Source organism: Bacteroidales bacterium, from assembly GCA_021648725.1.
In the GTDB taxonomy this organism is placed as follows: Bacteria; Bacteroidota; Bacteroidia; order Bacteroidales; family JAADGE01; genus JAADGE01.
In genome coordinates, this window is record JAKISF010000001.1 from 28,648 (window position 1) to 53,805 (window position 25,158).

At 33.2% G+C, this 25,158-nt stretch carries 23 protein-coding genes; 18 read left to right on the top strand and 5 right to left on the bottom strand.

Annotated features, from left to right (window positions below):
• The first annotated feature begins 263 nt into the window (after positions 1–263).
• The 8 genes from napA to nrfA all read left to right on the top strand — a co-directional run bounded on the left by napA (position 264) and on the right by nrfA (position 9,665).
• Complete coding sequence (gene napA / locus L3J35_00130; GenBank protein ID MCF6364590.1) at positions 264–3,053, top strand: nitrate reductase catalytic subunit NapA; 2,790 nt, start codon at positions 264–266, stop codon at positions 3,051–3,053.
• 51 nt (positions 3,054–3,104) lie between these two features.
• The gene (napG, locus tag L3J35_00135) at positions 3,105–3,917 is read left to right on the top strand and encodes a ferredoxin-type protein NapG (GenBank protein ID MCF6364591.1); all 813 of its coding nucleotides are present in this window, start codon (positions 3,105–3,107) and stop codon (positions 3,915–3,917) included.
• Entirely contained in the window at positions 3,910–4,731 is an 822-nt protein-coding gene (gene napH / locus L3J35_00140; GenBank protein MCF6364592.1) for a quinol dehydrogenase ferredoxin subunit NapH, read from the top strand. Before napG ends, napH begins: the two co-directional genes overlap by 8 nt.
• 36 nt (positions 4,732–4,767) lie before the next feature.
• Positions 4,768–5,349, top strand: coding sequence for a nitrate reductase cytochrome c-type subunit (locus L3J35_00145; protein MCF6364593.1), 582 nt, complete (start codon positions 4,768–4,770; stop codon positions 5,347–5,349).
• A 99-nt stretch (positions 5,350–5,448) separates the two neighbouring features.
• Positions 5,449–5,787: a chaperone NapD gene (locus L3J35_00150; protein MCF6364594.1), complete on the top strand. Its 339-nt coding sequence runs from the start codon at positions 5,449–5,451 to the stop codon at positions 5,785–5,787.
• Between the two features lie 137 nt (positions 5,788–5,924).
• Entirely contained in the window at positions 5,925–7,376 is a 1,452-nt protein-coding gene (locus L3J35_00155; GenBank protein ID MCF6364595.1) for a hypothetical protein, read from the top strand.
• Positions 7,377–7,555: 179 nt separating this feature from the next.
• The gene (nrfH, locus tag L3J35_00160; protein ID MCF6364596.1) at positions 7,556–8,134 is read left to right on the top strand and encodes a cytochrome c nitrite reductase small subunit; all 579 of its coding nucleotides are present in this window, start codon (positions 7,556–7,558) and stop codon (positions 8,132–8,134) included.
• A gap of 25 nt (positions 8,135–8,159) precedes the next feature.
• A complete protein-coding gene (nrfA, locus tag L3J35_00165) occupies positions 8,160–9,665 on the top strand; it encodes an ammonia-forming cytochrome c nitrite reductase (protein MCF6364597.1) in 1,506 nt (501 codons plus the stop codon).
• A gap of 30 nt (positions 9,666–9,695) precedes the next feature.
• Here the strand turns inward: nrfA and aroA are convergent, their stop codons facing one another.
• On the bottom strand, positions 9,696–10,961 hold the full coding sequence (aroA, locus tag L3J35_00170) for a 3-phosphoshikimate 1-carboxyvinyltransferase (protein MCF6364598.1): 1,266 nt from the start codon (positions 10,959–10,961) through the stop codon (positions 9,696–9,698).
• A gap of 144 nt (positions 10,962–11,105) precedes the next feature.
• Here aroA and L3J35_00175 point away from each other — a divergent pair, with 144 nt between their 5' ends.
• Positions 11,106–11,582 (top strand): GNAT family N-acetyltransferase, encoded by a 477-nt coding sequence (locus tag L3J35_00175; protein ID MCF6364599.1) that lies wholly within the window; start codon positions 11,106–11,108, stop codon positions 11,580–11,582.
• Positions 11,583–11,597: 15 nt separating this feature from the next.
• Here the strand turns inward: L3J35_00175 and L3J35_00180 are convergent, their stop codons facing one another.
• Positions 11,598–12,179: a TPMT family class I SAM-dependent methyltransferase gene (locus L3J35_00180; protein MCF6364600.1), complete on the bottom strand. Its 582-nt coding sequence runs from the start codon at positions 12,177–12,179 to the stop codon at positions 11,598–11,600.
• A 146-nt stretch (positions 12,180–12,325) separates the two neighbouring features.
• On the opposite strand from L3J35_00180, the gene L3J35_00185 reads away from it, so the two are divergent.
• Positions 12,326–12,955, top strand: a complete 630-nt coding sequence (locus L3J35_00185) for a hypothetical protein (GenBank protein ID MCF6364601.1) — start codon at positions 12,326–12,328, stop codon at positions 12,953–12,955.
• A gap of 57 nt (positions 12,956–13,012) precedes the next feature.
• On the opposite strand, the gene L3J35_00190 is transcribed toward L3J35_00185, so the two are convergent.
• Positions 13,013–14,410, bottom strand: coding sequence for a T9SS type A sorting domain-containing protein (locus L3J35_00190; GenBank protein ID MCF6364602.1), 1,398 nt, complete (start codon positions 14,408–14,410; stop codon positions 13,013–13,015).
• Positions 14,411–14,471: 61 nt separating this feature from the next.
• On the opposite strand from L3J35_00190, the gene L3J35_00195 reads away from it, so the two are divergent.
• From L3J35_00195 to L3J35_00210, 4 genes are all read left to right on the top strand, one after another.
• Positions 14,472–15,347 (top strand): lysophospholipid acyltransferase family protein, encoded by an 876-nt coding sequence (locus L3J35_00195; GenBank protein ID MCF6364603.1) that lies wholly within the window; start codon positions 14,472–14,474, stop codon positions 15,345–15,347.
• Between the two features lie 177 nt (positions 15,348–15,524).
• Positions 15,525–15,821 carry a hypothetical protein gene (locus L3J35_00200; GenBank protein ID MCF6364604.1) on the top strand — a complete coding sequence of 99 codons (297 nt, stop codon included), beginning with the start codon at positions 15,525–15,527 and terminating at the stop codon, positions 15,819–15,821.
• Between the two features lie 6 nt (positions 15,822–15,827).
• Positions 15,828–17,729 carry an NAD-binding protein gene (locus L3J35_00205; protein MCF6364605.1) on the top strand — a complete coding sequence of 634 codons (1,902 nt, stop codon included), beginning with the start codon at positions 15,828–15,830 and terminating at the stop codon, positions 17,727–17,729.
• Between the two features lie 19 nt (positions 17,730–17,748).
• Positions 17,749–18,171, top strand: a complete 423-nt coding sequence (locus L3J35_00210) for a hypothetical protein (protein MCF6364606.1) — start codon at positions 17,749–17,751, stop codon at positions 18,169–18,171.
• 97 nt (positions 18,172–18,268) lie between these two features.
• On the opposite strand, the gene L3J35_00215 is transcribed toward L3J35_00210, so the two are convergent.
• Positions 18,269–19,843 (bottom strand): GMC oxidoreductase, encoded by a 1,575-nt coding sequence (locus tag L3J35_00215; GenBank protein ID MCF6364607.1) that lies wholly within the window; start codon positions 19,841–19,843, stop codon positions 18,269–18,271.
• Positions 19,844–19,910: 67 nt separating this feature from the next.
• Here L3J35_00215 and L3J35_00220 point away from each other — a divergent pair, with 67 nt between their 5' ends.
• The 4 genes from L3J35_00220 to L3J35_00235 all read left to right on the top strand — a co-directional run bounded on the left by L3J35_00220 (position 19,911) and on the right by L3J35_00235 (position 23,762).
• Entirely contained in the window at positions 19,911–20,786 is an 876-nt protein-coding gene (locus L3J35_00220) for a zinc-dependent peptidase (protein ID MCF6364608.1), read from the top strand.
• A gap of 129 nt (positions 20,787–20,915) precedes the next feature.
• Positions 20,916–21,611, top strand: coding sequence for an RNA polymerase subunit sigma-70 (locus L3J35_00225; protein ID MCF6364609.1), 696 nt, complete (start codon positions 20,916–20,918; stop codon positions 21,609–21,611).
• 5 nt (positions 21,612–21,616) lie between these two features.
• Positions 21,617–22,345 carry a DUF3307 domain-containing protein gene (locus L3J35_00230; GenBank protein ID MCF6364610.1) on the top strand — a complete coding sequence of 243 codons (729 nt, stop codon included), beginning with the start codon at positions 21,617–21,619 and terminating at the stop codon, positions 22,343–22,345.
• Positions 22,346–22,400: 55 nt separating this feature from the next.
• Positions 22,401–23,762, top strand: a complete 1,362-nt coding sequence (locus L3J35_00235) for an FAD binding domain-containing protein (protein ID MCF6364611.1) — start codon at positions 22,401–22,403, stop codon at positions 23,760–23,762.
• Positions 23,763–23,820: 58 nt separating this feature from the next.
• Here the strand turns inward: L3J35_00235 and eno are convergent, their stop codons facing one another.
• Positions 23,821–25,104, bottom strand: coding sequence for a phosphopyruvate hydratase (eno, locus tag L3J35_00240; GenBank protein ID MCF6364612.1), 1,284 nt, complete (start codon positions 25,102–25,104; stop codon positions 23,821–23,823).
• Positions 25,105–25,158 lie beyond the last annotated feature (54 nt).

Consider the following 25,158-nt stretch of genomic DNA (forward strand, 5'->3'; position numbering starts at 1 on the left):
CAGTTTTCGAGTTCGAACTTCCTTTTTTGTTTATTTATAAAAACCAAATATTATTTTAACTTTTTAAACCTAAACAATTTTTATATATTTGTTATGTCGGTAAATTAGAGTTTGCTAATTTACACGATGTTATGTGTATTTTACCTTGTTTAGAATTGTTCTAAATTGGTGGCGAGATATTGTTTTGTACCAAATGACACAAAACAGTATTTTGTTTTTTCTTATATTAGTTGCCTTAATGTTTAATATTGAATTTATTTATTATGAGTATATCAAGAAGAGACTTCATTAAACAATCAGCTGTTGCAACTGCTGCAACTGCAATTGGGTTGAGCATTCCCGCAGAAATGAAAGCTGCTAAAAATAAAATAGAAAGTGATTGGAGGTGGGATAAATCAGTTTGTCGATTTTGCGGTACAGGTTGCGGCATAATGGTAGCAACAAAAAACGATAAAATTGTTGCAGTAAAAGGTGATCCGGCTGCTCCGGTTAACAGAGGTTTGAATTGTATTAAAGGATATTTTAATGCAAAAATCATGTATGGAGAAGACAGGCTGACAAAACCGCTTTTAAGAGTTAATGAAGCAGGAGAATTTGATAAAAACGGAAAATTTAAGCCTGTAAGTTGGAAGCGTGCTTTCGATGAAATGGAAAAGCACATGAAAAAAACTCTAAAAGAACTGGGACCTTCCGGTATCGGAATATTCGGATCGGGACAATACACAATTCAAGAAGGTTATGCCGCAGTTAAGTTTGTGAAAGCAGGTTTAAGGTCAAACAATATTGACCCGAATGCAAGACTTTGCATGGCTTCGGCAGTTGTCGGGTTTATCCAAACTTTCGGGATTGATGAACCCTCAGGATGTTATGATGATATTGAAATAACTGATACTATTGTTTCTTGGGGAGCAAATATGTCAGAAATGCATCCTATTTTATGGTCTCGTGTTTCCGACAGGAAGTTATCAAACCCTGATAAAGTTAAAATCTTTAATCTTACTACTTTTACAAACAGAACTTCCGATCTTGCAGATACCGAAATTATTTTTAAACCTCATACGGATTTAGCAATTTGGAATTATATAGCTCACGAAATTGTTTATAACCACCCGGAAGCAATTGATGAGGCCTTTGTAAGGAAATATAACGTATTTGCAACAGGGCCCGTTGATACCGGTTACGGTATGAGAACTTCCGATCATCAAAAATTTTCAGAGAAAGAAATTGAAACAGCTAAAAAAGAAACAAACAAAACAGTTTCTGAACACGAAGGAATTACCTTAAAATATCTTGATTACAAATCAGGAGATAAAATCGAAATGAAAAGCAGAGCATCAGCACTGAAACATTGGATAATTTCAAGAAAAGATTTTGAGAAAGCCTTAGAACCTTATAATTTAGATTTTGTTGCAAACCTTGCAAAAGGAAATCCGGATGAATCAATTGATGATTTTAAAGCCAAACTTAAATCACTTGCTGCTTATTATATAGAAAAAGGAAGAAAAGTTGTTTCTTTCTGGACAATGGGGTTTAACCAACATCAAAGAGGTTCTTGGGTTAATGAGCAAGCTTATATGATACACTTTCTTTTAGGAAAACAAGCAAAACCCGGAAACGGTGCATTCAGTTTAACCGGGCAGCCTTCAGCATGCGGAACAGCTCGTGAAGTAGGCACTTTTGCCCACAGATTACCGGCTGATTTGGTTGTTAAAAATCCTAAACATCGTGAATTTTCAGAAAAAATATGGAAACTGCCTTCCGGAACCCTAAACCCTAAAGTCGGTTCTCATTTTATGAAAATACACAGAGATGTTGAAGACGGAAAAATTAAATTTATTTGGGTGCAAGTAAATAATCCTTATCAGAATGCTCCAAATGCAAATCATTGGATAAAAGCAGCACGACAAATGGATAACTTTATTGTTACAAGTGATCCTTATCCGGGTATTTCTGCAAAAGTTTCAGACCTTGTTTTACCTACAGCAATGATTTATGAAAAATGGGGAGCATACGGAAATGCAGAACGCAGAACACAACACTGGAAACAACAGGTAACTCCGGTAGGTGATGCAATGCCTGATATTTGGCAAATCGTAGAATTCTCAAAACGATTTCAATTAAGAGATGTTTGGGGTGCTCAAAAAATACCCGGACTAGAAGAAGGATTGCCCGATGTTATTAACTCTGCAATAGAAATGGGCTACAGGCATACAGATACACTTTACGATGTATTATTTGCAAACGAAAAAGCAAAATCATTTGCTTGGCCTGACCCAACCGGAGAAGGATTTCAAAATACCGAAGCCGAAGGAGATAAAAGAGCAATAAAAGGTTCTCATGACGAAGACTGGAAAGGTTACGGCTTCTTTATTCAAAAATATCTATGGGAAGAATATCGCGAGTTCGGTTTAGGGCATGCACACGACCGTGCCGATTTCGATACTTATCATAAAGTAAGAGGTTTAAAATGGCCGGTAGTTGACGGAAAAGAGACTCAATGGAGGTTTAATTCAAAATATGACCCTTATGCAAGAAAAGCCGGAACCGGCGAATTTGCATTTTACGGTAAAGCTCTGAAAAAAATGCCGCAAGGAAACTTAAAAGGTCCCGATAAAGAGAAACCCAAATATGATTTAACCAATAAGGCAAAAATTTTCTTCCGTCCGTACATGGATCCTGTTGAAATGCCCGATAAAAATTATCCGTTCTGGATGTCAACAGGTCGTGTTTTAGAACATTGGCACAGCGGAACTATGACAATGAGAGTTCCGGAACTATACCGAGCAGTACCGGAAGCATTATGTTATATGAATCCGAAAGATGCAGAAGCAAAAGGATTTAAACAAGGAGATACGGTTTGGATAGAATCAAGAAGAGGACGTGTAAAAACACATATTGAAACCAGAGGAAGGAACAGACCGCCGAAAGGTTTAATCTTTGTTCCTTGGTTTGATGAGAAAGTGTTCATAAACAAAGTAACTTTGGATGCAACTTGCCCGATGTCAAAAGAACCTGATTATAAAAAATGTGCAGTAAAAGTTTATAAAGCATAAAAATAAGCAAAGGACTTACACTCCTTTGCTGTGCTTTTTTAAAAATACTTAATGAAAAAAGACAAGATGGCAACCAGGCGAGAAACAATCAGAAAAATGCTGCAAGGTGCCGGGTTTTTAGGTTTAGGCGGCTTAACTTGGGGGGCTTATATTGATGAAGCAAAAGCTGTTGATATTATCCTCAGACCTCCGGCAGCAATTCCGGAAGAAGATTTCATAAAGGCTTGCACTAAGTGCGGAGCTTGTGTAACTGCATGTCCGTATGATACGTTGAAACTTGCAATACCCGGTGATAATAAGCCTGTCGGAACTCCTTATTTTGAACCGAGAGATATTCCTTGCGAAATGTGTCCCGATATTCCTTGTGTTCCTGTTTGTCCGTCCGGTGCATTAGATATTGATTTGGTTTCTTCCGTAAATGAAGAAAAAACTAACAGACTTGATATTAACAAAGCAAAAATGGGAGCAACAATAATTGATGCTAATACTTGTGTTGCTTTTTGGGGTATTCAATGTGATTTATGTTACAGGGCTTGCCCGTTGATGGATGAGGCAATAAGTATTAAGTATGAACGGAATGAAAGAACAGGTAAGCATGCTTTTTTAAAACCGGTTGTCAATAATGAAGTATGTACGGGGTGCGGATTATGTGAAAAAGTATGTGTAACGGATATTCCTGCAATAAAAGTTCTTCCGAGAAATATTGTCCTCGGCGAAGTAGGTTCGCATTATATTAAAGGTTGGGATCCTGATGATGAAAACAGACTGAAAAAAGCTGATGATGAAAAATATAATGATGATGAGAGTAATAACAAAGCAATGGAATATTTAAACAGCGACTGGAAAGATCTTATTGATGAGTAATATTATCATAAATAATAAGTTCCTTATTTTAAGGAGGATTGTGCAAGTTTCAATATTGCTTCTGTTTATTGCATCAAATAAATTTGCTTTAAAAATTTTGGACGGTAATTTAAGTTCCGCAAAAGTACTTGACAGTTTTTATATGGCTGACCCGTACATGGTTTTGCAAATTTTAGCATCAGGCTTTGTTGTTGCAATTGATACATTGTTAGGAGGCTTAATAATTCTTGTATTCTATTCTTTAATAGGAGGAAGATCCTTTTGCAGTTGGGTGTGTCCTGTTAATATTATTACGGATACCGCAAATTGGTTAAGAAAGAAACTTAAAATGTATAAAGAAGATGTGAAAATTCCCGTAAAACGGAATATGCGTTATTGGATTTTAGCATTAAGCATTATTCTTTCTGCAATATTCGGTGTAGCCGCATTTGAACTAATCAGTCCTGTATCAATGATTCACAGAGGAATTATTTTTGGAATGGGAGTCGGCTGGGCAGCTATATTGTTGGTTTTCTTTTTCGATTTATTTGTTCTGCAGAACGGATTTTGCGGATATGTTTGCCCTTTGGGAGCTTTTTATTCTTTAATAAATAAAATAAGCCTTTTTAAAGTTAAACATATTAAAGATAAATGTACAGCATGTAACAAATGCCTTATTGTTTGTCCGGAAAAACAAGTTTTGGTAAATATAATAAATATAAAAGATTCTCAAATTTTCGGAAGTGAATGTACAAACTGCGGAAGATGCATTGATGTTTGTGATGATGCTTCTTTAAAATTTTCAATTATTAAATATAAAAATATTAATAAATAGTACAGATTAATTTTGAATAATATAAAGTATGTAATTATGTATAAAAAAATCTTTTTACTGTCAGTTTTATTTGCAGCACTTATCATAGCAGGGTGTAAAAATGAAAAAAATAATACAAGACAAAACGGAACTTCATTCAGAAAAGGAGATTTGTTTTCTGAAGATTTCAGCTTAGGAGAAAAAGCTGTTGTAACAGCCAATGCTCCCGGAAAAAATGAACGAGAAGAAAGAGCCTTTGAAAATGCACCACCTTTAATTCCGCATAAGGTTGAAGGCTTCTTCCCTATTACTCAAAAAAATAATATTTGTTTATCGTGTCACATGCCTGATAAAGCAGAAGCAGTAGGTTCAACTCCTTTGCCTGCTTCTCATTTTACAAATTATCGTCCCGAAATAGTTAAATCAGGTAACCGTTATCAAGAATCAAATAAAAGTTTAACCGTTGCAAAAGATTTAAACGGTAAACTAAGCCCTGCAAGGTACAATTGCGAGCAATGTCATGTTCCTCAAACTAATGCGAGGCTTGATGTGAGAAATCTTTTTGAAGCAGAATTCAGAAACGATAAAAGCAAAAGTAAATCTGATTTAGACCAAAGAATAAATGAAGGAGTTAAGTAAACTTAGTTAAATTTAGTATTTTGTTCATTATAAACCAACACAAACCTATCAACTCACGTGAAGATGAAATGATAACGGTTTGGAACTTAAATTAAAAGAATGGCTTTATCAAGTATTATAGTTCAAACAAAAAAAGAGCATATAGAAAATGTGATTAGTTCTCTTAAAAACAGCGGATTATGTGAGTATCACATGAATGATGAAAAGGGTAAAATTATTATTACTGTTGAAGGCAAAGGAGTAGAAGAAGAAATTTCGAAATTGCAGAAAATTCAAAAAATCGAAAATGTTATTTCTGCCGAAATGGTTTATTCTTATGACGAAGACGAACTCGACAAGTTAAGAGAAAACATTGATGATAAAATTCCGGAATGGATGAACAGTGATATTGATGCAAAAAATATTATATATCAAGGTGATTTAAAAAAGAAATATTGATTTGCTGTTATCCCGCTGTTAAATGATGATACAAATTAAATATTACAAAACATAGTTATAAGGTAACATATGGTACAAAATAACAAATGAATATTATTTATTTTTGAAAATTATTATTAATCATAAAAAAGTTTATCATGAATCGATTAAATCTAATAATTGCATTTAGCTTTTTGTTTTTCTTCGGCGAAATTACGGCACAGGACGTAGTTAAAGATGAAAATAAAAAAGAAATTACAATTGGTGTTGAAATAAGACCAAGAACAGAATATTACCACGGATATAAAACACCCGTAACCGAGTTTTTGATACAAGATTATTATAAAACTCCCCCAAGTCTCTACACAAGTCAAAGGTCTCGCCTAAATTTAAACTATAAAGCAAATAAAGTAAAATTCGGAATGGTACTTCAAGACGTAAGAACCTGGGGAAGCCAAAAACAACTTGTTGCAAATGAAGCAAATTCTGTTTCTGTACATCAAGCATGGGGTGAAGTTTTCTTTACAAAAGAATTTTCTTTAAAAGCAGGGCGAATGGAACTTGTATATGACGATCACAGAATTCTCGGTAATGTCGGTTGGGCACAACAAGCTCGCTCACATGATTTGGCTCTGTTCAAATATGAAGGGAATTTTAAAGCACATCTCGGTATAGCATTTCACGGCGGTCCTTTTGCGGATGCAAACGGAAACGTAATTATAAATGATGCATACAAAGCAATGCAATTCCTTTGGATAAACGGAAAATCCGGTGATTTCGGATACAGCATTCTTGCATTAAATAACGGAAAAACAGAAAATGGTGTTTGGGCAGATTTTTCAGACCCGACAGACCCCACTTTTACAGGAGTTGCAGAAGGAAATGCTTACAGTCAAATTGCAGGCGGTCGTTTTACATATAAGTTAGGAGCTTTAAGTTTTGCTGTTAACACATATTATCAAACAGGCAAAAAGGCAGCAAATTGGGTTGATGCAAAAAGTTTGCCGACAGGAGTTGTTGCTGCTGATTTAGGTTTAGCCGATAAAGCAGGTCAGGGTCAAAAAATATCAGCATATAATATTGCTTTTGATGCAATGTATAAAGTTTCTGACAACTTTAAGGCAGGGCTCGGTTTTGAAATGCTTTCAGGAAATGATTTTACCGATGCAAACAGAACAGATGACAACGCTTTTGCTCCTTTATACGGAACTAATCATAAATTCAACGGTTGGATGGATTATTTTTATGTAGGAAATCACGGAAGCAATGTCGGGCTTCAAGATTTCAATGCAAAATTTATTTATAAAAAAGATAAGTTCTTTGTTAAACTTATACCTCATTATTTTCTGCCTGCCGGAAAAGGAACTTATGTTGATAAAGACGGAGCAACTCAAAACCTCGGTGCTCTCGGTACAGAAATTGATTTATGGGCCGGTTATCACATAGTACCGAAAGTTGCAAGTATTCAATTCGGGTATTCTCAAATGTTTGCAACAGAAAGTATGTACGGGCTTAAAGGTGTAACAATTACAGATAATAATGATATAGGAACAAATAATTGGGCCTGGATTATGTTATCGGTAAAACCGAACTGGACATTTAAAAAATAAATTCAATTAATAATATTTAATCCTGAGTTTTGAAAATAACTCAGGATTTTCTATGCAAAAAAGAATTTGACGGACAGATTTTCGATTGTTAAATAACATATAAGCAATTCTTAAAAAAGTAACATATGATACAAGTAAAATAACTGTTTTACCTTAACTTTGTATTAAATATTAAATTTATGAAACAATATATAAAACCTCCGAAAAAATGGCGAATGCCTGTTGCAATTCTCTTAGGTGCTTTTATCGGTTTGTCAATCTATTTATTTAAAGTTTCAAATGCAACTTCATATTTATCTGATGCACCTGAAACTTGTATAAATTGCCATGTTATGGTACCTGAATATGCTTCTTGGAACCACAGTTCGCACAGAGAACATGCAAATTGCAATGATTGTCACGTACCGCATGATAATATGATTCATAAATATTATTTTAAAGCAGGCGACGGAATAAGGCATGCAACTATGTTCACATTGCGTAAAGAACCCGAAGTTATAAAAATAAAAGAAGCAGGAATTGAAGTCGTGCAAAATAATTGCAAACGTTGCCACGGTTTCGTTAATGAAAACATTTCAGCAAATAACTGGAACATAAAAGATGTTCATTCCGGTAACGGAAAACTTTGTTGGGATTGCCACCGAGAAGTTCCTCACGGAAAAGTACACAGCTTGTCGTCAACACCGAATGTAATTTTACCGCAACAAAAAATTAAAACACCCGATTGGATTAAAAAACAAATAGAAAACAGAAAATAAAATATCAATATCTAATATTAAAATTATGGAAAAGAAAAGAAAATCTTGGATTAACTGGTTGATTTTTGCAATAACCGCAGTTGTCGTTTTTAGTTTAGGGATGTTAGCATCTTCGGTTACTGAGCGAAAAGCAGAAGAATCATTCGTTTATAAACCAAAAGTAAAATTAGCGGAATGGGAACCCAGAAATGAAGTTTGGGGAGAAAATTTTGAAAGGCAATATCAATCTTATATTAAAACTTCCGATACTTCTTTCAGAAGTAAATACAACGGAAACGCAATGATTGATATGCTGGAAGTTGACCCTCGGTTAGTTATTTTATGGGCAGGATACGGTTTTTCAAAAGATTATAAACAAGGAAGAGGGCATTTTTATGCCGTTGATGATGTGGTTAATTCTTTACGAACGGGAGGACCGACCGGAGCTGACGACGGACCTATGCCGGCAACATGTTGGACTTGCAAAAGCCCTGATGTTCCGAGGCTAATGAGTGAAATGGGACCTGTTGAGTTTTATAAAGGAAAATGGGCAGGAAAAGGGCATGAAATTGTAAATCATATCGGTTGTGCCGATTGCCATGAACCCGAGTCAATGAATCTTACATTAACCAGACCTGCTTTGGTTGAGGCTTTGGAACGTCAAGGAAAAGATATAAACTCATTTTCACACCAAGAAATGCGTTCTTTAGTTTGTGCTCAATGCCACTCGGAATATTATTTCAATAAAAAGAACAAATTTGAAGAAGGTGTTCCTTATCTTACTTTCCCCTGGGATAACGGTTTTTCTGTTGAGGAAATGGAGAAATATTACGATGATATTGAATTTAAAGATTGGACTCACAAATTAAGCAAAGCTCCTATGTTGAAAGCTCAACACCCCGGTTACGAGGTGTATATGACCGGAATTCATGCAGAAAGAGGTGTGTCGTGTGCAGATTGCCATATGCCGTATAAAACAGAAGGAGGACAAAAATTTACAAATCATCAAATGCAAAGTCCGTTGAATAATATTGCAAACTCTTGTCAGGTTTGCCATAGAGAAGAAACAGATGTTTTAGTGAAGAATGTTTATGACCGACAAGATAAAATTATTGAAAACAGAGATAAACTTGAAGAATTAATTGTAAGAGCCCATGTTGAAGCAAAACAAGCTTGGGATTGGGGAGCAACGGATGAGCAAATGAAAGATATTTTACAAGGAATAAGGCATGCACAGTGGCGTTGGGATTATGCTGCGGCAAGTCACGGAGGTTCTTTTCATTCTCCTGTTGAAATTGGTCGTGTTATCAGCAGCGGAATTGCAGAAGCACAAGAAACACGAATTAAACTTGCAAGATTATTTGCTGAATTAGGACATAACGAGGAAGTTCCTTATCCTGACATATCTACAAAAGCAAAAGCTCAGGCATTTATAGGTTTAGATATAGAAAAGTTGAAAAAAGAAAAGGAATTGTTTAAAATTAACTTACTTCCTAAATGGGAAAAATTGGCAAAAGAAAGAGAAGATAAATGGCCGGTTAAAAGGTATTAATTTCAAATTACTGAAAAAAGTCCCGTTAAATCAACGGGACTTTTTTATTATATCTCTAAAAAAACGAGAATATGATTTTTTAATACTGTCTGCATTTAAAATTGTAATTTCAGATTCTGCTCCGAGAGCGACAATTCCTGCTGCCATTGCAATTCTGTGGTCGTTGTGGGAATCAATTGTTCCGCCCGAAACTTTGCCTCCGTGAATATACATTTCATCTTCATTTATTTCAATTCTTACTCCTATTTTTGCAAATTCATTTTTTAGCACATTTGCTCTGTCGCTTTCTTTGTTTTTCAGCCTTGAAACGCCTTTTATTCTTGAAACTCCTTTACAATATACCGCCATCGTTACAAGCGGAGGAAATAAATCAGGACAATCAACAGCATTAAATTCAAAAGCAGAAAGTTTAGTTTTTTTAGTTATTACGCAGTCATTTTCAACAGATAAATTTCCGCCTGCATTTCTAATTGCTTTTAAAATTTCAATATCTGCTTGTTTTGATTCAGCGTTAAGCCCTGTAACCTTAACTTCTCCCGCAATTAAACCTGCAACCAACAGGAAAGCTGAACTGCTCCAATCGCCTTCAACAGTATAATCTTGTGCTATATATTTTTGATTTCCTTTAATAATAAACTTTGTGTAATTATAATTCTCAATTTTAACACGAAAATCTTTAATAATTTGAAGAGTTAAATCAATATACGGTTTACTTTTGAGTTTGTGAACTGTAATTTCTGAATCTTCCTCAGCGTTTGGTAATGCAATTAATAAACCTGTTAAAACCTGAGAACTTAAAGAACCGTCAATTTCAATTTTTCCGCCTTTTAGCTTTCCTGAAATTTGTAAGGGTAAATACCCGTTATTTGAAACAGATTTCACACCGGCTTGCCTAAGAGCATCCTCAACAGAACTTATAGGACGTTTTAAAAGTGTTCCTGTTCCGGTAATATTAAACTCCTTGTTAAATAATGCAAGAACAGGACTGAACATTCTTATTCCGAGTCCGGATTCTCCTATATTAATATTTGTTTCCGTAACTTCTTCAGTTCGCTCAAAAGCAATGCGGTCTGCTGTATATTGTACCGAAGAGCCTAAAGCTCCTGCAAGTCTTATTGCAGAAAGAGAATCTCCCGAAAAAGACGGGTTTCTTACCAATGTTCTTCCTTCAGATAATATTGCTAAAGCTGTAACTCGCTGCATGATACTTTTAGATGCAGGGGCTTTAATAACTTTTACAAATTCTTTCGGTGAAATTGTAATTTCCTTTTTATGTGCAGAAAACCTTTTTCTCATACAAATGCTTAATAAGAGGATATAAAAGTAAGAATACTTTGTTAATGCTGAAAATTAATTTTGTAATTTTTGAAAGCAACTGTAAAACATTTGCCGTAATTAATTAAAATTAAGATATTAGCAATTTAATTTATTCTAATTGTCATGGCTGTTTGTAAATTAGGACATATTTATAATTATGAACTTTCAAAAATGAAAAGCGGAATTAAAATAAGGGATTATAAACCGAATGATTTTGATGAAATACAGAATTTGTGGAATTTAACCGGATTAGGAGGAAAAGAGAGGAAAGATGATGATGAAGTAATTTCAAGAAGCCTAAGCGGAGGAGGAAGATTTTTAGTTATGGAAAAAAACAGCAAAATTATCGGAACTGTTTGGTTAACTCATGATTTCAGAAGAACATATTTACATCATTTCGGTATTCACCCCGATTTTCAAGGGCTGGGTTTAGCAAATAAATTGATGGATGAAACAATGAAATTAATCAAAGAAATTGGATTTCAAGTAAAGTTAGAAGTGCATAAAGAAAATAGTAAGGCAGCAAATCTATACAGAAAATATGCGTTTGAAGACTTTTCAGATTATGAATTAATGATTAGCAGAAAAATAAATATCTAAAAAAATAAATTAACCCTATTTTTTCTCAAAAATAAAAAATAATTCTCTGCCTTTTCTCGGCTTAATTGAGTTGTGTGCAATTTCAAATGTTTTCACGTCAAATAAATCTTTTATAAGCTCCAAATAGGTTTCTTTTATTGCTCCGTAGGGCGGTTTGTTTAATTTGAATTCGTGATTAAAAAATAAACCGACATATTTTCCGCCTGTATTTAAAAGTTCATACATTTTGTTTGCTAACTTTTTCCTGTTCTCAGGCTCAACGGAAGTAAAAAATGCAAGCTCAATTATTAAATCATACTTGTTGCAATGCTCAAAAAAATCTTGATTAATTATTTGAGTGTCAGGAAAATCAGGGTGGTCGGTTTTGAAGTTGTTAATTGCAAGTTCCGAATAATCTAAATAAAAAGTATTAATAAAGCCATTTTTATAAAGGTACTTTGCCTCATAACCGCTTCCTCCTCCCGGAATAAGAATTTTTAGATTTTTATCGGCAATTTGATTGAAATATTCTTTTAACGGCGGGCTGATGTATCCGATATCCCAGCCAAGTGTTTTATTCTTGTATAAATTATTCCAATATTCTTGATTAATTTTCATTTTAAGGTTTCTTGAAACAAAAATAATTTTTTTAAATAAATAAGTTTACCGTTCATCAATTTTTCCGTAAAAAAATAATTTTAGAAGCCCTCAAATAAAAAAAAATATTAGATTTGTTAATATTATATAAATTTAAATAAAAAAAAATGAAGAAAATTAACTTTTTTGTGATTGCAACACTATTTATCGGTTCTTTTTTTGTAACCTCCTGCAACGAACCTTCTGACGAGGAAGTTCAGGCACAAGCTGACGAGATTATAAATTCTCTTAACGATTTAGCCGATGAAACTGCCGACAATGATGAAACTGCCTATAATACTTCGTCTGATAAATATCATTCAGTTGACGGAAGATTTAAAGTAAATTTCAGCGGAACACCTGATGTTTCAAATGAAAGTGTTCCTACTGATGTGGGGAATATTGAAATGTATATGTTTATGTATGAAAAAAGTATAACAGAGGCTGAAATGATTGCATATTCAGATTATCCCTCTGCTATGGTTAAAGCAAGTAACCCCGATGATATGTTACAGGGTGCAAAAGAAGGAGCAGTCGGTAATCTCGGAGCAACTATTGTTGAAGAAAAAGAAATAACTTACGGCAAGCATAAAGGACTTGAATTTAGAGCAAACAGCCCGCAATTTTATGTAAATTACAGAATATTCTTAGTCAATAACAGGCTTTATCAAATTGCAATAATGAGAGACGGCTCATTTGCAAGCCAATCTAATGTTGATAAGTTCTTTAATTCATTTGAATTAATTGAAAAAGAATAAATAAACTAATTGAAAATAAAGAAGAGGTTGCTGAAATTCAGTAACCTCTTTTTATTGTTAAATAATTACCTTTTTTGTTATAATATAATCGTCAAATTCAAATTTTAATAAATATATTCCTTTGTTTTTAAAAGTAATTTTCTCATAAGCATTTGTTCTGATAATTTTATTTATCAACTTTCCGCTTATGTCATAAACTTCAATATTTTTTGCAATATTATTAATGTCGGAATAAATAATAACATCCATATTTTTAATAATAATTGTTACATTACTTTTTTCAATATCACTTACTTCTGATGCTGTTGTATTAACAGAAACTGTATTTGAATTTTTACTTACATAAGTATCATATTCAGTTCTTATTCTGTAAAAATATTCTGTATTTTGGTTTAAACTTGAAACTGAAATATTTGTGCTGTTCCCGACAGAGTAATTTTCATAACCGCCTGCAAATGTTGTAAAATTTACATCTTCCGAAACATCAATATAATAATTTGTTGCATTGTTCGTTGCCTGCCAACCGGCTGTAAATGAGTTGTATGTGATGTTCGTTGCTTCATAACATTCCGCAGGCATCGGAATCGCAACGGTGTTTGAGTTAATGCTTACTTCCGTGCCGTAATGTACTCTTACTCTGTAAAAATATAACCCGGCAGGTACTGTAACAGTATAAAGAGTATTTAAACCTGCATCAGCATTTTCATAGCCTGAGGCAAATGTTGAAAAAACATTATTATCGGAAACATCAATACTATAAGAAGTTAAGGCAAGGTCGGGTACAGGCATCCAATTTGCAGTAAACTGAGTTGATGTTGTGTCATTTGCCGGAAAACATATTGTAGGAGAAACAACGGTACCGTATTCAAGAGCTATGCTGTCAATTAGTAATGAGCTTCCTGCATTTCCCGAAAATCCGGAAGATATAAAAATAACATTTAAAGAATCCGGAGAATCAATTGAATTATATATATACGGAACAGCAACTTTAGTATATACATCAAATTGATCAGCTGTAAAATAGGCTGTCATAGCTATTGTGTCAGTTTCTTGTGTTGTTTCATTCCATTTAGTAAGAATACTTATCATAACAGATGTGTCGTTTCCTTGCGGCACATATTTAAAAAAATAACTTATTCCGTTAGGTCTTTCGGTAAAAGGAATTCCGCCGGTAATAGTCTGGTTTTCAATATCAATTTCTCCGAGAGTAATTATCCCGGGTATTACACCTAAGGCTGTTGATTCTGTAGTTAGATTTGCAGCATAAGTGCCTTGGTATGAGTCTGTTGTTTGTTGTGCAGAATAGAAATTTACGGGAAATCCTATGTTTACCGAGTTCCAACCTTCGGCATCAGAATCGTTTGTCCAATTTTCAAAATTACCGTTAGGTATTTGTTGTGAGTATAATAAAATGAATGTAAAATTAATAATTGTAAGCAGTATTATTTTTTTCATATTTAAAGTTTTATCTTTGTTTTATTATTCAAATATAATACTTTTTCAGAAAAATTCAATTATGCAATATATCGGATACATATTTTTCAGGTTTTTGGTATTTATTTTTTCACTGATACCATTTTGGGCATTATATTTTTATTCCGATATTCTTTATTTTTTCTTTTTTCATGTTTTCGGATACAGAAAAAAAATTGTTTATAATAATTTAAGAAAATCTTTTCCTGACAAAGCAGATAAAGAAATTCATAGTATTGCCAAAAAGTTTTATACAAATTTAAGCGATATTACTCTTGAAAGTATCAAAGGCTTGTCTATGAGTAAAAAAACTTTATTAAAAAGATACCCTGTATTAAATATTGAATTATTAGACGAGTTTTTTAATAAAGGACAGAATGTTATAGGCCTTGCAGCTCATTATACAAATTGGGAATGGGGCGTTATCAGTTTCGGATTTCAGTTTAAGCATAAAAGTGTGGGACTGTATAAACCTTTATCAAATAAATATATTGATTCTTATGTTAAAAAATCTCGAGCAGCTTGGGGAATGAATTTAGTTCCTATAAAAGATACTTTTAAAGCATTTAATGAAAAGCATGAGAAACCTGCAGTTTTCTTTATGGTATCAGACCAAAGCCCTTCAAATGTTAAAAAAGCTGTATGGGTAAAATTTCTGAATCAAGACACGGCTTGTTTACACGGTGCCGAAAATTATGCCGTAAAATTTAATGTCCCCATGGTTTTTGGTAATGTTCAACGAGTAAAAAGAGGCTATTATACCGTAGAACTTTCAATTTTTGAGAAAAATCCTGCTCAAACAAAGCCGCAAGAACTTACACAACGATATATGCAGAAGTTAGAAAAAATAATAAAAGAAAACCCCGAAAATTGGCTTTGGTCGCATAAACGTTGGAAGCATAAAAGAGAAACCGTATAATAAACAAGTTTGTACGGTTATTTATAAAAAACAAACTTATTTTGCTCTGTCGGGATTTTATTCCGACAATTTTTTTATTTTTGTTTTATGAAGTTTGCAAATTTTTTATTTATCGTTCTGTTCGGCCTGTTAAATTTTAATTGCGGACTGAACAAAGAACTGACAAAAGAACAAAATATGAAAATACCTTTGACGATATATGAAGGAAAAATAGTTAAAGTTAATTTTGTTGATAAAGCAGGACGTGTTCATGAGGATGCTTTCAACTATTTTTTTCAAACCGAAGGCGATAAAATTTTTATTAAAATTTCGGAAGGGAAAGTAAAAAGAGATGAAATTGTAAAAATATATAATAAGAATATTAAAATTAAAGGATATAAAACTTTCGGGCTTTGGGATACGGATGATCCTACCGTTCAAAGCAGAGTAGGGGATTATATTGTTATTTATAAGATAATTAGACAATTAAAATAAATAATTATGTCAGGAAAACACACTGTAAAACAAAAACTCAAATATTATTTTGATAATACATTATCGCAGGGAACAAGTGCAATTATAATGTGGTTGGCAATACTTTCTCTTTTAGTTATTATTGTTTTCGGAATATTATATGCCGTAAGCGGAATAAATATGGAAGGCGAAGAAGGAATGAACTTCTTTGAATCAATGTGGCAAACACTTCTTCGTTCTATAGACCCCGGAACAATGGCAGGCGATACAGGTTGGGTTTTCAGACTTATAGGTTTACTGATAACAATCGGCGGAATATTTATTTTAAGTACATTAATCGGTGTGCTGACTACAAGCTTAGACGAAAAACTTGATAAATTAAGGAAAGGACGTTCTTTGGTTATTGAAGAAAATCATACATTAATACTCGGATGGTCGCCCAAAGTTATTCATATTATTTCCGAATTAATTATCGCAAATGAAAACCAAACTAAACCTCGAATTGTTATTCTTGCTGAAGAAGATAAGGTAATAATGGAAGATGAGATAAGAGAGCAAATTCCGGACACACAAAATACAAAAATTATTTGCAGAACAGGAAGTCCTTTGGATTTAGTTGATTTAAAGATTGTTAGTCCCGACGGTGCACGTTCGATTATAATAATTTCTCCCGAAAAAGAAAATGCCGACACTTATGTTATTAAGTCAATTTTAGCATTAACACTTAACCCCGAACGAAAAGAAGGCAAATATCATATTGTTGCAGAAGTTAAAGATGAAGAAAACATGGAAGTGGCTCGAATAGTAGGAAAAGATGAAGCAATGTTTGTTCTCTCACCCGATTTAACTGCTCGAATTACTGCACAAACTTGTCGCCAATCCGGCTTAAGTATAATATACCAACAACTGTTTTGTTATGAGGGAGATGAAATGTATTTTAAAAATGAACCCTCACTTATCGGGAAAACCTATAAGGATGCAATTTTTTCTTATAATAATTCAGCTGTTCTCGGGTATAAAGATAAAAGCGGCAAAATTAATATAAATCCGCCGATGAATACAGTATTGAAGGAAGGTGACGAAATATTGGCAATAACAGAAGACGATGATACAATTATTTTATCCGGCATCTCCGATTATAAAATTGAAAATGATGCCGTAATTAAAACAGAGGCTGTTTCTTCGGTAAAAAAAGAACGAAATGTTATTCTCGGTTGGAATAAAAGAGCAAAAATAATAATAAGAGAACTTGATGAATATGTTGAAAAAGGTTCGGAAATTCATGTAATTTCAAATATTGAAAATTCGGAAGAAATAAAAACTGAATTAGAACCTATTTTAGAAAACCAAAAAATAAAGTTTATTCACGGAGATATTACAAGAAGTGCAGAACTTCAAAAAAATGATATTACATCTTACGATAATATTATAATTTTAAGCTATTACGATATTGATGTAAAAGAAGCTGATGCAAAAACATTAATTTGTCTGTTGCATATCAGAAATATGGCAGACAAACAAGCTAAGAAAGTTAGTATTGTAAGCGAAATGTTCGACCAAAAAAACAGAGAACTTGCCGAAGTTACAAAAGCCGATGATTTTATTATAAGTGAAGATTTAATCAGCCTGTTTTTGACACAACTTTCGGAAACCCCTGATTTGAAAAAAGTAATGGATATTCTGTTTGAAGCGGAAGGTTCAGAGTTTTATTTAAAAGATATTAAAGATTATGTGAAATTAGATACCCCTGTTAATTTTTACTCAATTTTAGAAGCGGCATCTTACAAGAATGAAACAGCAATAGGCTACAGAATAATTAAAAATGCTCATTCTGTGCCTGATAATTACGGCATAAAAGTAAATCCCGATAAAGATAAAATGATTACTTTCTCAGAAGGAGATAAAATAATTGTTTTAGCGGAAGATTAGCTATTTGATATAAATTATTATGAAAACGGAATCAAACTCAAATATTAAAAGTGCTGCAAGTTCAATTCTTTTTGCTAAAATTTTTATTGCAATATTATTAATCGTTGTCGGATTATGGGCGGCATACATTATTATATCTGTTATTTATATGATATTCACGAATATACAGCATATAACATTCCTCGGTAAAATGTTAAGTTTCCCGAAAGAAATTAAAGTTATTTCAATGGGCGGAGATGCAATAACAATGTCCGGGAGCATTGTAGGGTACATTATTGCGGCACTTCTGCTGTCAATGGGCGGGCGGTTAACTTTTCGGGTAATAAAACTCGGTGCCGATATGGTTTCAAAATTAGACATGAAATACTTCTACAACCATCTTATGGAATTTGAGCAAAAGAATACCGGCAAAGAAGATGACGATAAAAGTTTGTTATTATAACACTTTTTTTATCCGTAAATTTCAAACCTCCCAAATCACAAGATTGTCAATGGATGCTCCCTATATTGATGACTGCTGACTGAATATTGTCAACAGCCTACTGCCCACTATCTTCTTCAATTAAATCCATAGCCCGCTCACTGATTGCCGTTATACTTAATGCCGGGTTTACGCCCGGATTTGCCGAAATCATAGAGCCGTCACAAACATACATATTTTCGTAGCCGAACACTTTATTGTTTTTGTCTATAACTCCTTCTTTTGCATCTTTACCCATAACTGCACCGCCGAGAATATGAGCAGTTGAAGGAATACCTGTAAGAGTTTCCGTAAGCATAACCGTAGGTTTTCCGTTTATTATTTTACCGTATTTGTGTGCAACTTCATGAGCTTCCGGGATAAATGCAGTCGGTTTTTTGCCTTTTTCGAGTTTGGTTCCCGTTCGTAAAAATTTACGTCTTAATTTTAATGTGCTGTCAAGATGCTGCATAAACAAAATAACAGAAGTTTGCTTGCCGAAATTCGGCGCAAAAAATATTTTCAGCCACATTAAAGGTGCCGTAAACGGAATAATAAATAATTTTAAAATTCTTAAAAAGAAATTCTTTTCGCTAACCATAGGCATAACCAAAAGTCGCCAAAATCCCGAACCTTTGCCGTATCTTACCGGTTCAATATTGCTGTTCTCGTCAAGCTCAATAATAGAACCTATTGCAATTCCTTCCGACATATTTTTGTTTTTATCTGCCGTTACCGTCAAAATCAGAGCTTCGTTATTTGTTCGTATGTTATCGCCGACTTTATCGCTTAAATTCGGCAAATTTTTCTTTTTCTGTTTTAAAAGCAAAGGTACTGTTCCGAGAACTCCTCCGGATAAAATAACTCCTTTTGCTTTTATGCTTCCTTTCTTTTTGAAAAATTTTGTTGAAGTCCTGAATTTTATTTCATAACCTGCGGCTCCGTTTTTTCCGTCAAGCGGAATTATATCAGTCACTTCTTGTTCGGCAATTATTTCAGCACCGAGCTGTTGTGCCAAATGCAAATAATTTTTGTCCAAAGTATTTTTTGCATTATGTCGGCAACCTGTCATACACGAACCGCATTGAATACAGCCGGTTCTTGTCGGACCTTTGCCCTTAAAATACGGGTCGTTAACGGTTACATCATTCTCTCCGAAATAAACCGCAACTTTTACAGTTTTAAATTTATCCTCTTGACCGATTTCTTTTGCAAGTTGTTTAAATGCTAAATCACTTTCTCCGAAGTAGGTATTTTCTGTTGCTCCGAGCATCTCCCATGCGGTTTTGTAATGTGGTGCAAGTTCTGTTTCCCAATCGGCAAGTCCTGTCCAAGAACCATGATTGAAAAACGGACTGCTTGGTTTCGGTAAAGTATTGGCATACACCAGCGAACCTCCGCCTACACCCACACCGCTCATGGCCGAAATATGTTTTAAAAATGCGATTTTTTGGATACCGTAAAGTCTGAATGCAGGCATCCACAACCATCGTTTTAAATTCCAATTTGTTTTCGGGAACTCATTATCTTTGTAATGCTTCCCCTTTTCAATTACCAAAACTTTATAACCTTTTTCAGAAAGCCTTAATGCAGAAACTGCTCCTCCGAATCCGGAACCGATGATGATGTAGTCGTATTGTTCTTTTATTGTCATGAAAACTGTCGATAAGAAAAATAATTACTCAAAGTTAGTATATTTGTTCAAAATTCAATAGCTTATTATGTTCGAAAAGATATTTTTAGCAATCTTCATCATTCTTGTTATTATCATAATAAGATACATCAGAAAGAAAAACGCATGGAAAATTCCAAAAGATAAATTTCCTGTAAATTGGCGTATTATTCTTACCGAAAAAATAATCTTTTACAATAATTTAAATTCAGAAGAAAAAAAACTATTTGAGTATAAAATACAAGAATTTTTATTGAATTGCAGAATAACCGGTATAAAAACAACGGTTGCAGAAACTGATAAATTGTTAGTGGCTTCAAGTGCAATTATTCCTATTTTTGAATTCCCCGAGTGGAAATACTTGAATATTGATGAGGTTCTTTTATATCCGGCTTCTTTTGATACAAATTTTGATATTAATTCCGGAAGTTCTGTCCTCGGGATGGTCGGTTCCGGATATATGGAAGGCAAAATGATTTTGTCGAAACAAAGCTTAATCAACGGTTTTCGAAACGAAACAGATAAAAAGAATACTGCCATTCATGAATTTGTTCATTTAATCGATAAATCTGACGGAGCAATTGACGGTGTTCCTGAATTGTTGTTAGCAAAACAATACACTATTCCTTGGATTGATTTAATAAAACAAAAAATTGATGAAATTTATAAAGGGAAATCTGATATAAATCCGTATGGAGCAACAAATAAATCTGAATTTTTTGCTGTTATCAGCGAATATTTTTTTGAACGCCCTGAATTATTGAAGAAGAAACATCCGAAACTTTATAAATTGCTTGAACAGATATTTAAAACTGACGGTATAAGCCGTTTCAAAATAAAAAAACGAAAAACAACAGGCAGAAATTCGCCTTGTCCGTGCGGCAGCGGAAAGAAATATAAGCATTGTTGCGGGAAATTTTTGTAAGAAAAATAATTACCCTTAAATATTTTATCGGTAAAATAGCCGATAATTGTTATTTATCGGTAAAATGGCCGATAAATGTATAAAATCGTTCTTTATACCGATATTTTTGTATATTTGTAAAAAAAAGGAATGAATAGTGCAATAATTTCAGGTGATATAATAGCATACACAAGTTTAAATAAGGAAGGTAAAAATTTATTTGATAATAAAATTCTTGCTCTAACAGAAGTTTTAAAAAATGAATTTAATGTATTCTCCAGGCTTATAAAAGGTGATTATATTGAATGTTATGTTCCTGATGTATATAAAGTTTTGAGAGTTACTTTAGTTATCAAATCTTATATAAAGGCAATAGCAAAAGAAATTGTCGAAAATTCTAAGAGTAAAGATAAGAGAATCTTGTATTTTAGTAAATATGGAATAAGATTAGCAATCGGTATCGGTGAATTATCAAGATTAGATATTAATAAAGGGATAATTGACGGAGAAGCTATATATTTTTCGGGAAGATTATTAAGTAAAAAAACGACTTCCGATAAGAATAAAATATCAATTAAAGAAACATTATACATACATACAAATGATGAAAGACTTACAAATGAGTTTATTCCGTTAATAAGCTTAATAGATGAAATAATAAATCGAAATACTGCAAAACAATCGGAAATAATATTTTATAAGTTAAGAGGTTATGATGAAAAAGACATTGCGATAAAAATAAATAGAAATCAATCGACTATTAATCAGCATTCAACAGGCGGAGGTTGGAATGCAATTGAAAAAGCAGTTTTAAGATTTGAGCATCTTGTTAAAGGAAAAGAATAAATAATATGGATATTTATAAATTATTAATTTTGCAATTTATTGCTCATTTTCTTTCAGATTTTATTTTTCAAAGTCAGAATTGTTCAGATAAAAAAGAAAAGGATAGTTTTAAATCAAAATTTTTATACAAACATATTGCCGTAACATTTTTTATTTCTGCATTTTTATCTTTTCAGTTTACTTTTATTCTTTTCTCGCTTATAATTTCAGCCTCACATTTTTTTCTTGACGGAATTAAAAGTTTCCTGTTAAATGTTAGGCTGATTAAAAAACACCTGTTCTTTTTTGATCAAATATTACACTTGTCAATTATAGGTTTTGTTGTATTTTTATTTAATAAATTTTTTGAAATTGACTTTTTAACAGAAATTCTCGATATAAAATATTTATTATATATTTTTGCCTATATTTTAATTCTAAAGCCGACAAATATTTTAATCAGAGAAATATTTAAGTTTTATGAGATTAAACTTGATAAATTAGAAGCAGAAAAAGACGAACTTCCGAATGCAGGAAAACTAATCGGAATAACAGAAAGAATTTTAACATTGACATTAATAATTCTTGGACAATATGCTGCAATCGGTTTTATTATGGCTGCAAAATCAATATTAAGATTTAAAGAAGCACAAACGCAAAAAGCCGAATATGTATTAATCGGAACAATGTTAAGTTTCGGTATCGCAATTATGATAGGAGTAATTTTACAGTTATTCAACAATATAATTATTTAAGAATTTAATAAACAATGTAATAATAAAACAATTCAGCATTTTAACAATATAATCAATGATACAATTTATCCTAAACAACAAACTCATAAAAACCGAAAAACCGGCAAGTTCAATTTTACTCGATTTTATCAGGTACGAACAACATTTAAAAGGAACAAAATCAGGTTGCCGAGAGGGTGATTGCGGTGCTTGTACAGTTCTTACAGGAACTTTGGAAAACGGAAAAATTAATTATAAAAGTATAGCATCTTGCCTTACGCCTCTCGGAAATATTGCAGGCAAACATGTTGTTACCGTTGAAGGTTTAAATTCCGATAAAGGATTAAACCCTGTTCAACATGCACTTGACGATCATGCCGGAACACAATGCGGTTTTTGTACACCCGGTTTTGTAGTTTCCTTAACCGGGCACGCATTATCAGAAGATTTCGGGAAGTATGATGAAGCCATAAATTCTGTTTCCGGAAATATTTGTCGATGCACGGGATATAAATCAATTGAACGAGCAACGAAAGATATTTCGGAAGGTTTAAAAGAAACCAAAAATAATTCGCTTGATTGGTTAATTGAAAATAAATATTTGCCCGATTATTTCTCGGATATTGCAAATCGACTTGAAGAAATTGAATTCCCGAAACTTCCGAAAGGTGAAAAAATAATAGGCGGCGGAACAGATTTATATGTTCAGAAAGCCGATGAAACTTCTGACAGCAAAGCGTCATTTGTGCTCTCATTTGAAAAATTAAAAGGAATCTCGGAAGAAAACGGAATAATTACCGTCGGAGCTTCCGTTACGGCAAATGAAATAATGCACTCTGAAATTTTCAATAAATATTTTCCTAAAATAAAACAATGGTTTAAACTTATTTCATCCGAGCAAATCCGAAATGCAGGAACCATTGCCGGAAATTTTGTAAATGCTTCTCCTATTGGCGATTTATCTATTTTCTTTTTAGCTTTAAATGCTGAACTGATTATAAAAGATGCAAGAGACAGCGAAAGAACTGTTGCTCTTAAAGATTTCTTTAAAGATTATAAACAAATTGACTTACAAGAAGATGAAATAATTCAGAAATTAACTTTTAAAATTCCTTCAAAAGATTTCAAATTTAATTTTGAAAAAGTTTCCAAAAGAACACATTTAGATATTGCAAGTGTAAATACTGCAGTTTCATACACTTTGGCAAAAAATGTAATTGAGGATATTCATATTTCAGGAGGTGGGCTTGCGGCAATTCCTAAATATTTTAATAGAACAAGGGAATTTCTGACAGGCAAAGAATTAAATAACGATAATATCGAAAAAGCAAGTGAAGTTTTAGTTTCGGAAGTTTCACCAATCAGTGATATTCGCGGAAGTAAAGAATACAAAAGCCTTCTTTTAAAGCAATTATTTTTTGCTCATTTTGATGCATGAAAAAAGCCCCTGTAATTTAGGGGCTTTATAGTTTTTAACCTGTACTTTTTGTCAATTACTATTTTGCATTTTTAAAAGCACTTAGTCCTGCATAAACGGCAGCATCTCCCAGTTCGTTTTCTATACGAATAAGTTGATTGAATTTTGCAATTCTCTCACTTCTTGAGCCTGAACCGGTTTTAATTTTACCTGATGAAATCGCAACTGCAAGGTCGGCAATTGTTGTATCTTCTGTTTCGCCCGAGCGATGAGAAACAAAGCAGTTGAAATTATTTTTACCGGCAAGTTCAATAGTTTCAAGTGTTTCTGTAACAGAACCTATTTGATTAACTTTAATTAAAATAGAATTTGCCGCATCTTTATCAATTGCTTCTTGCAAAATTGCTTTATTTGTACAAAGCAAATCATCTCCTACAAGTTCAATTTTATCTCCGAGTTCTTTAACCAAGTTTTGCCATCCTTCCCAATCGTTTTCATCCAAACCGTCTTCCAACGAAATAATCGGATATTTTTCACACCATTCTTTCCAAAGAGCAATCATTTCACCGGAAGTTTTAGTTGATTGGTCTGATTTAAAGAAAACATATTTTCCGTCTCTGAACATTTCGCTTGTTGCGGGGTCAAGAGCAATAGAAATATCATCACCGGGTTTATAACCGGCAGCTTCAATAGCTTCCATAATAACTTCCATAGCTTCTTCATTCGATTTTAATTCCGGAGCATAACCGCCTTCATCACCTACGCCTGTGCTGTAACCTTTTTCTTTAAGTATTTTTCCTAATGCATGAAATGTTTCAGCACCCATTCTTATTGCTTCTTTAAAAGACGGTGCGTTATGAGGAACAATCATAAATTCTTGAAAATCAACATTGTTTCCCGCATGAGAACCGCCGTTAATAACATTCATTGAAGGGCAGGGGAGTATATGAGCATTTACACCGCCGAGATATCTGTATAACGGCATATCAAAACATTCGGCAGCAGCTCGAGCAACAGCCATTGAAACTCCTAGAATTGCATTCGCTCCGAGTTTTGCTTTGTTAGGGGTTCCGTCAAGTTCAATCATTGTTTGGTCAATTAAACGCTGTTTTGAAGCATCAATACCTATAATTGCAGGAGCAATAATATCGTTTACATTTGCAATTGCTTTCAAAACACCTTTTCCTCCGTATCGTTTTTTATCTCCGTCTCGTAATTCAACAGCTTCTTTTTTCCCCGTTGAGGCTCCCGAAGGAACAATTGCTCTTGCTTTTACACCGCATTCAAGTGTGATTTCAACTTCAACTGTAGGGTTTCCTCTGGAATCCAAAACTTCTGCGGCTTTGATTTTTTCAATTTTCATTGTATTAAAATTTTAATAAACGTTTATTAGTAAATTGTATTTTACTCAAAATTA

What these genes read in the sequence shown, in the direction of transcription:
- L3J35_00150 (MCF6364594.1), top strand. Translation starts at nt 5,449, where the DNA reads ATGGCTTTATCAAGTATTATAGTTCAAACAAAAAAAGAGCATATAGAA.
- eno (MCF6364612.1), bottom strand. Translation starts at nt 25,104, where the DNA reads ATGAAAATTGAAAAAATCAAAGCCGCAGAAGTTTTGGATTCCAGAGGA.
- L3J35_00235 (MCF6364611.1), top strand. Translation starts at nt 22,401, where the DNA reads ATGATACAATTTATCCTAAACAACAAACTCATAAAAACCGAAAAACCG.
- L3J35_00175 (MCF6364599.1), top strand. Translation starts at nt 11,106, where the DNA reads ATGGCTGTTTGTAAATTAGGACATATTTATAATTATGAACTTTCAAAA.
- aroA (MCF6364598.1), bottom strand. Translation starts at nt 10,961, where the DNA reads ATGAGAAAAAGGTTTTCTGCACATAAAAAGGAAATTACAATTTCACCG.
- L3J35_00155 (MCF6364595.1), top strand. Translation starts at nt 5,925, where the DNA reads ATGAATCGATTAAATCTAATAATTGCATTTAGCTTTTTGTTTTTCTTC.
- L3J35_00180 (MCF6364600.1), bottom strand. Translation starts at nt 12,179, where the DNA reads ATGAAAATTAATCAAGAATATTGGAATAATTTATACAAGAATAAAACA.
- napH (MCF6364592.1), top strand. Translation starts at nt 3,910, where the DNA reads ATGAGTAATATTATCATAAATAATAAGTTCCTTATTTTAAGGAGGATT.
- L3J35_00230 (MCF6364610.1), top strand. Translation starts at nt 21,617, where the DNA reads ATGGATATTTATAAATTATTAATTTTGCAATTTATTGCTCATTTTCTT.
- L3J35_00185 (MCF6364601.1), top strand. Translation starts at nt 12,326, where the DNA reads ATGAAGAAAATTAACTTTTTTGTGATTGCAACACTATTTATCGGTTCT.
- L3J35_00215 (MCF6364607.1), bottom strand. Translation starts at nt 19,843, where the DNA reads ATGACAATAAAAGAACAATACGACTACATCATCATCGGTTCCGGATTC.
- nrfH (MCF6364596.1), top strand. Translation starts at nt 7,556, where the DNA reads ATGAAACAATATATAAAACCTCCGAAAAAATGGCGAATGCCTGTTGCA.
- L3J35_00210 (MCF6364606.1), top strand. Translation starts at nt 17,749, where the DNA reads ATGAAAACGGAATCAAACTCAAATATTAAAAGTGCTGCAAGTTCAATT.
- napA (MCF6364590.1), top strand. Translation starts at nt 264, where the DNA reads ATGAGTATATCAAGAAGAGACTTCATTAAACAATCAGCTGTTGCAACT.
- napG (MCF6364591.1), top strand. Translation starts at nt 3,105, where the DNA reads ATGAAAAAAGACAAGATGGCAACCAGGCGAGAAACAATCAGAAAAATG.
- L3J35_00195 (MCF6364603.1), top strand. Translation starts at nt 14,472, where the DNA reads ATGCAATATATCGGATACATATTTTTCAGGTTTTTGGTATTTATTTTT.
- L3J35_00205 (MCF6364605.1), top strand. Translation starts at nt 15,828, where the DNA reads ATGTCAGGAAAACACACTGTAAAACAAAAACTCAAATATTATTTTGAT.
- L3J35_00225 (MCF6364609.1), top strand. Translation starts at nt 20,916, where the DNA reads ATGAATAGTGCAATAATTTCAGGTGATATAATAGCATACACAAGTTTA.
- L3J35_00200 (MCF6364604.1), top strand. Translation starts at nt 15,525, where the DNA reads ATGAAAATACCTTTGACGATATATGAAGGAAAAATAGTTAAAGTTAAT.
- nrfA (MCF6364597.1), top strand. Translation starts at nt 8,160, where the DNA reads ATGGAAAAGAAAAGAAAATCTTGGATTAACTGGTTGATTTTTGCAATA.
- L3J35_00220 (MCF6364608.1), top strand. Translation starts at nt 19,911, where the DNA reads ATGTTCGAAAAGATATTTTTAGCAATCTTCATCATTCTTGTTATTATC.
- L3J35_00145 (MCF6364593.1), top strand. Translation starts at nt 4,768, where the DNA reads ATGTATAAAAAAATCTTTTTACTGTCAGTTTTATTTGCAGCACTTATC.
- L3J35_00190 (MCF6364602.1), bottom strand. Translation starts at nt 14,410, where the DNA reads ATGAAAAAAATAATACTGCTTACAATTATTAATTTTACATTCATTTTA.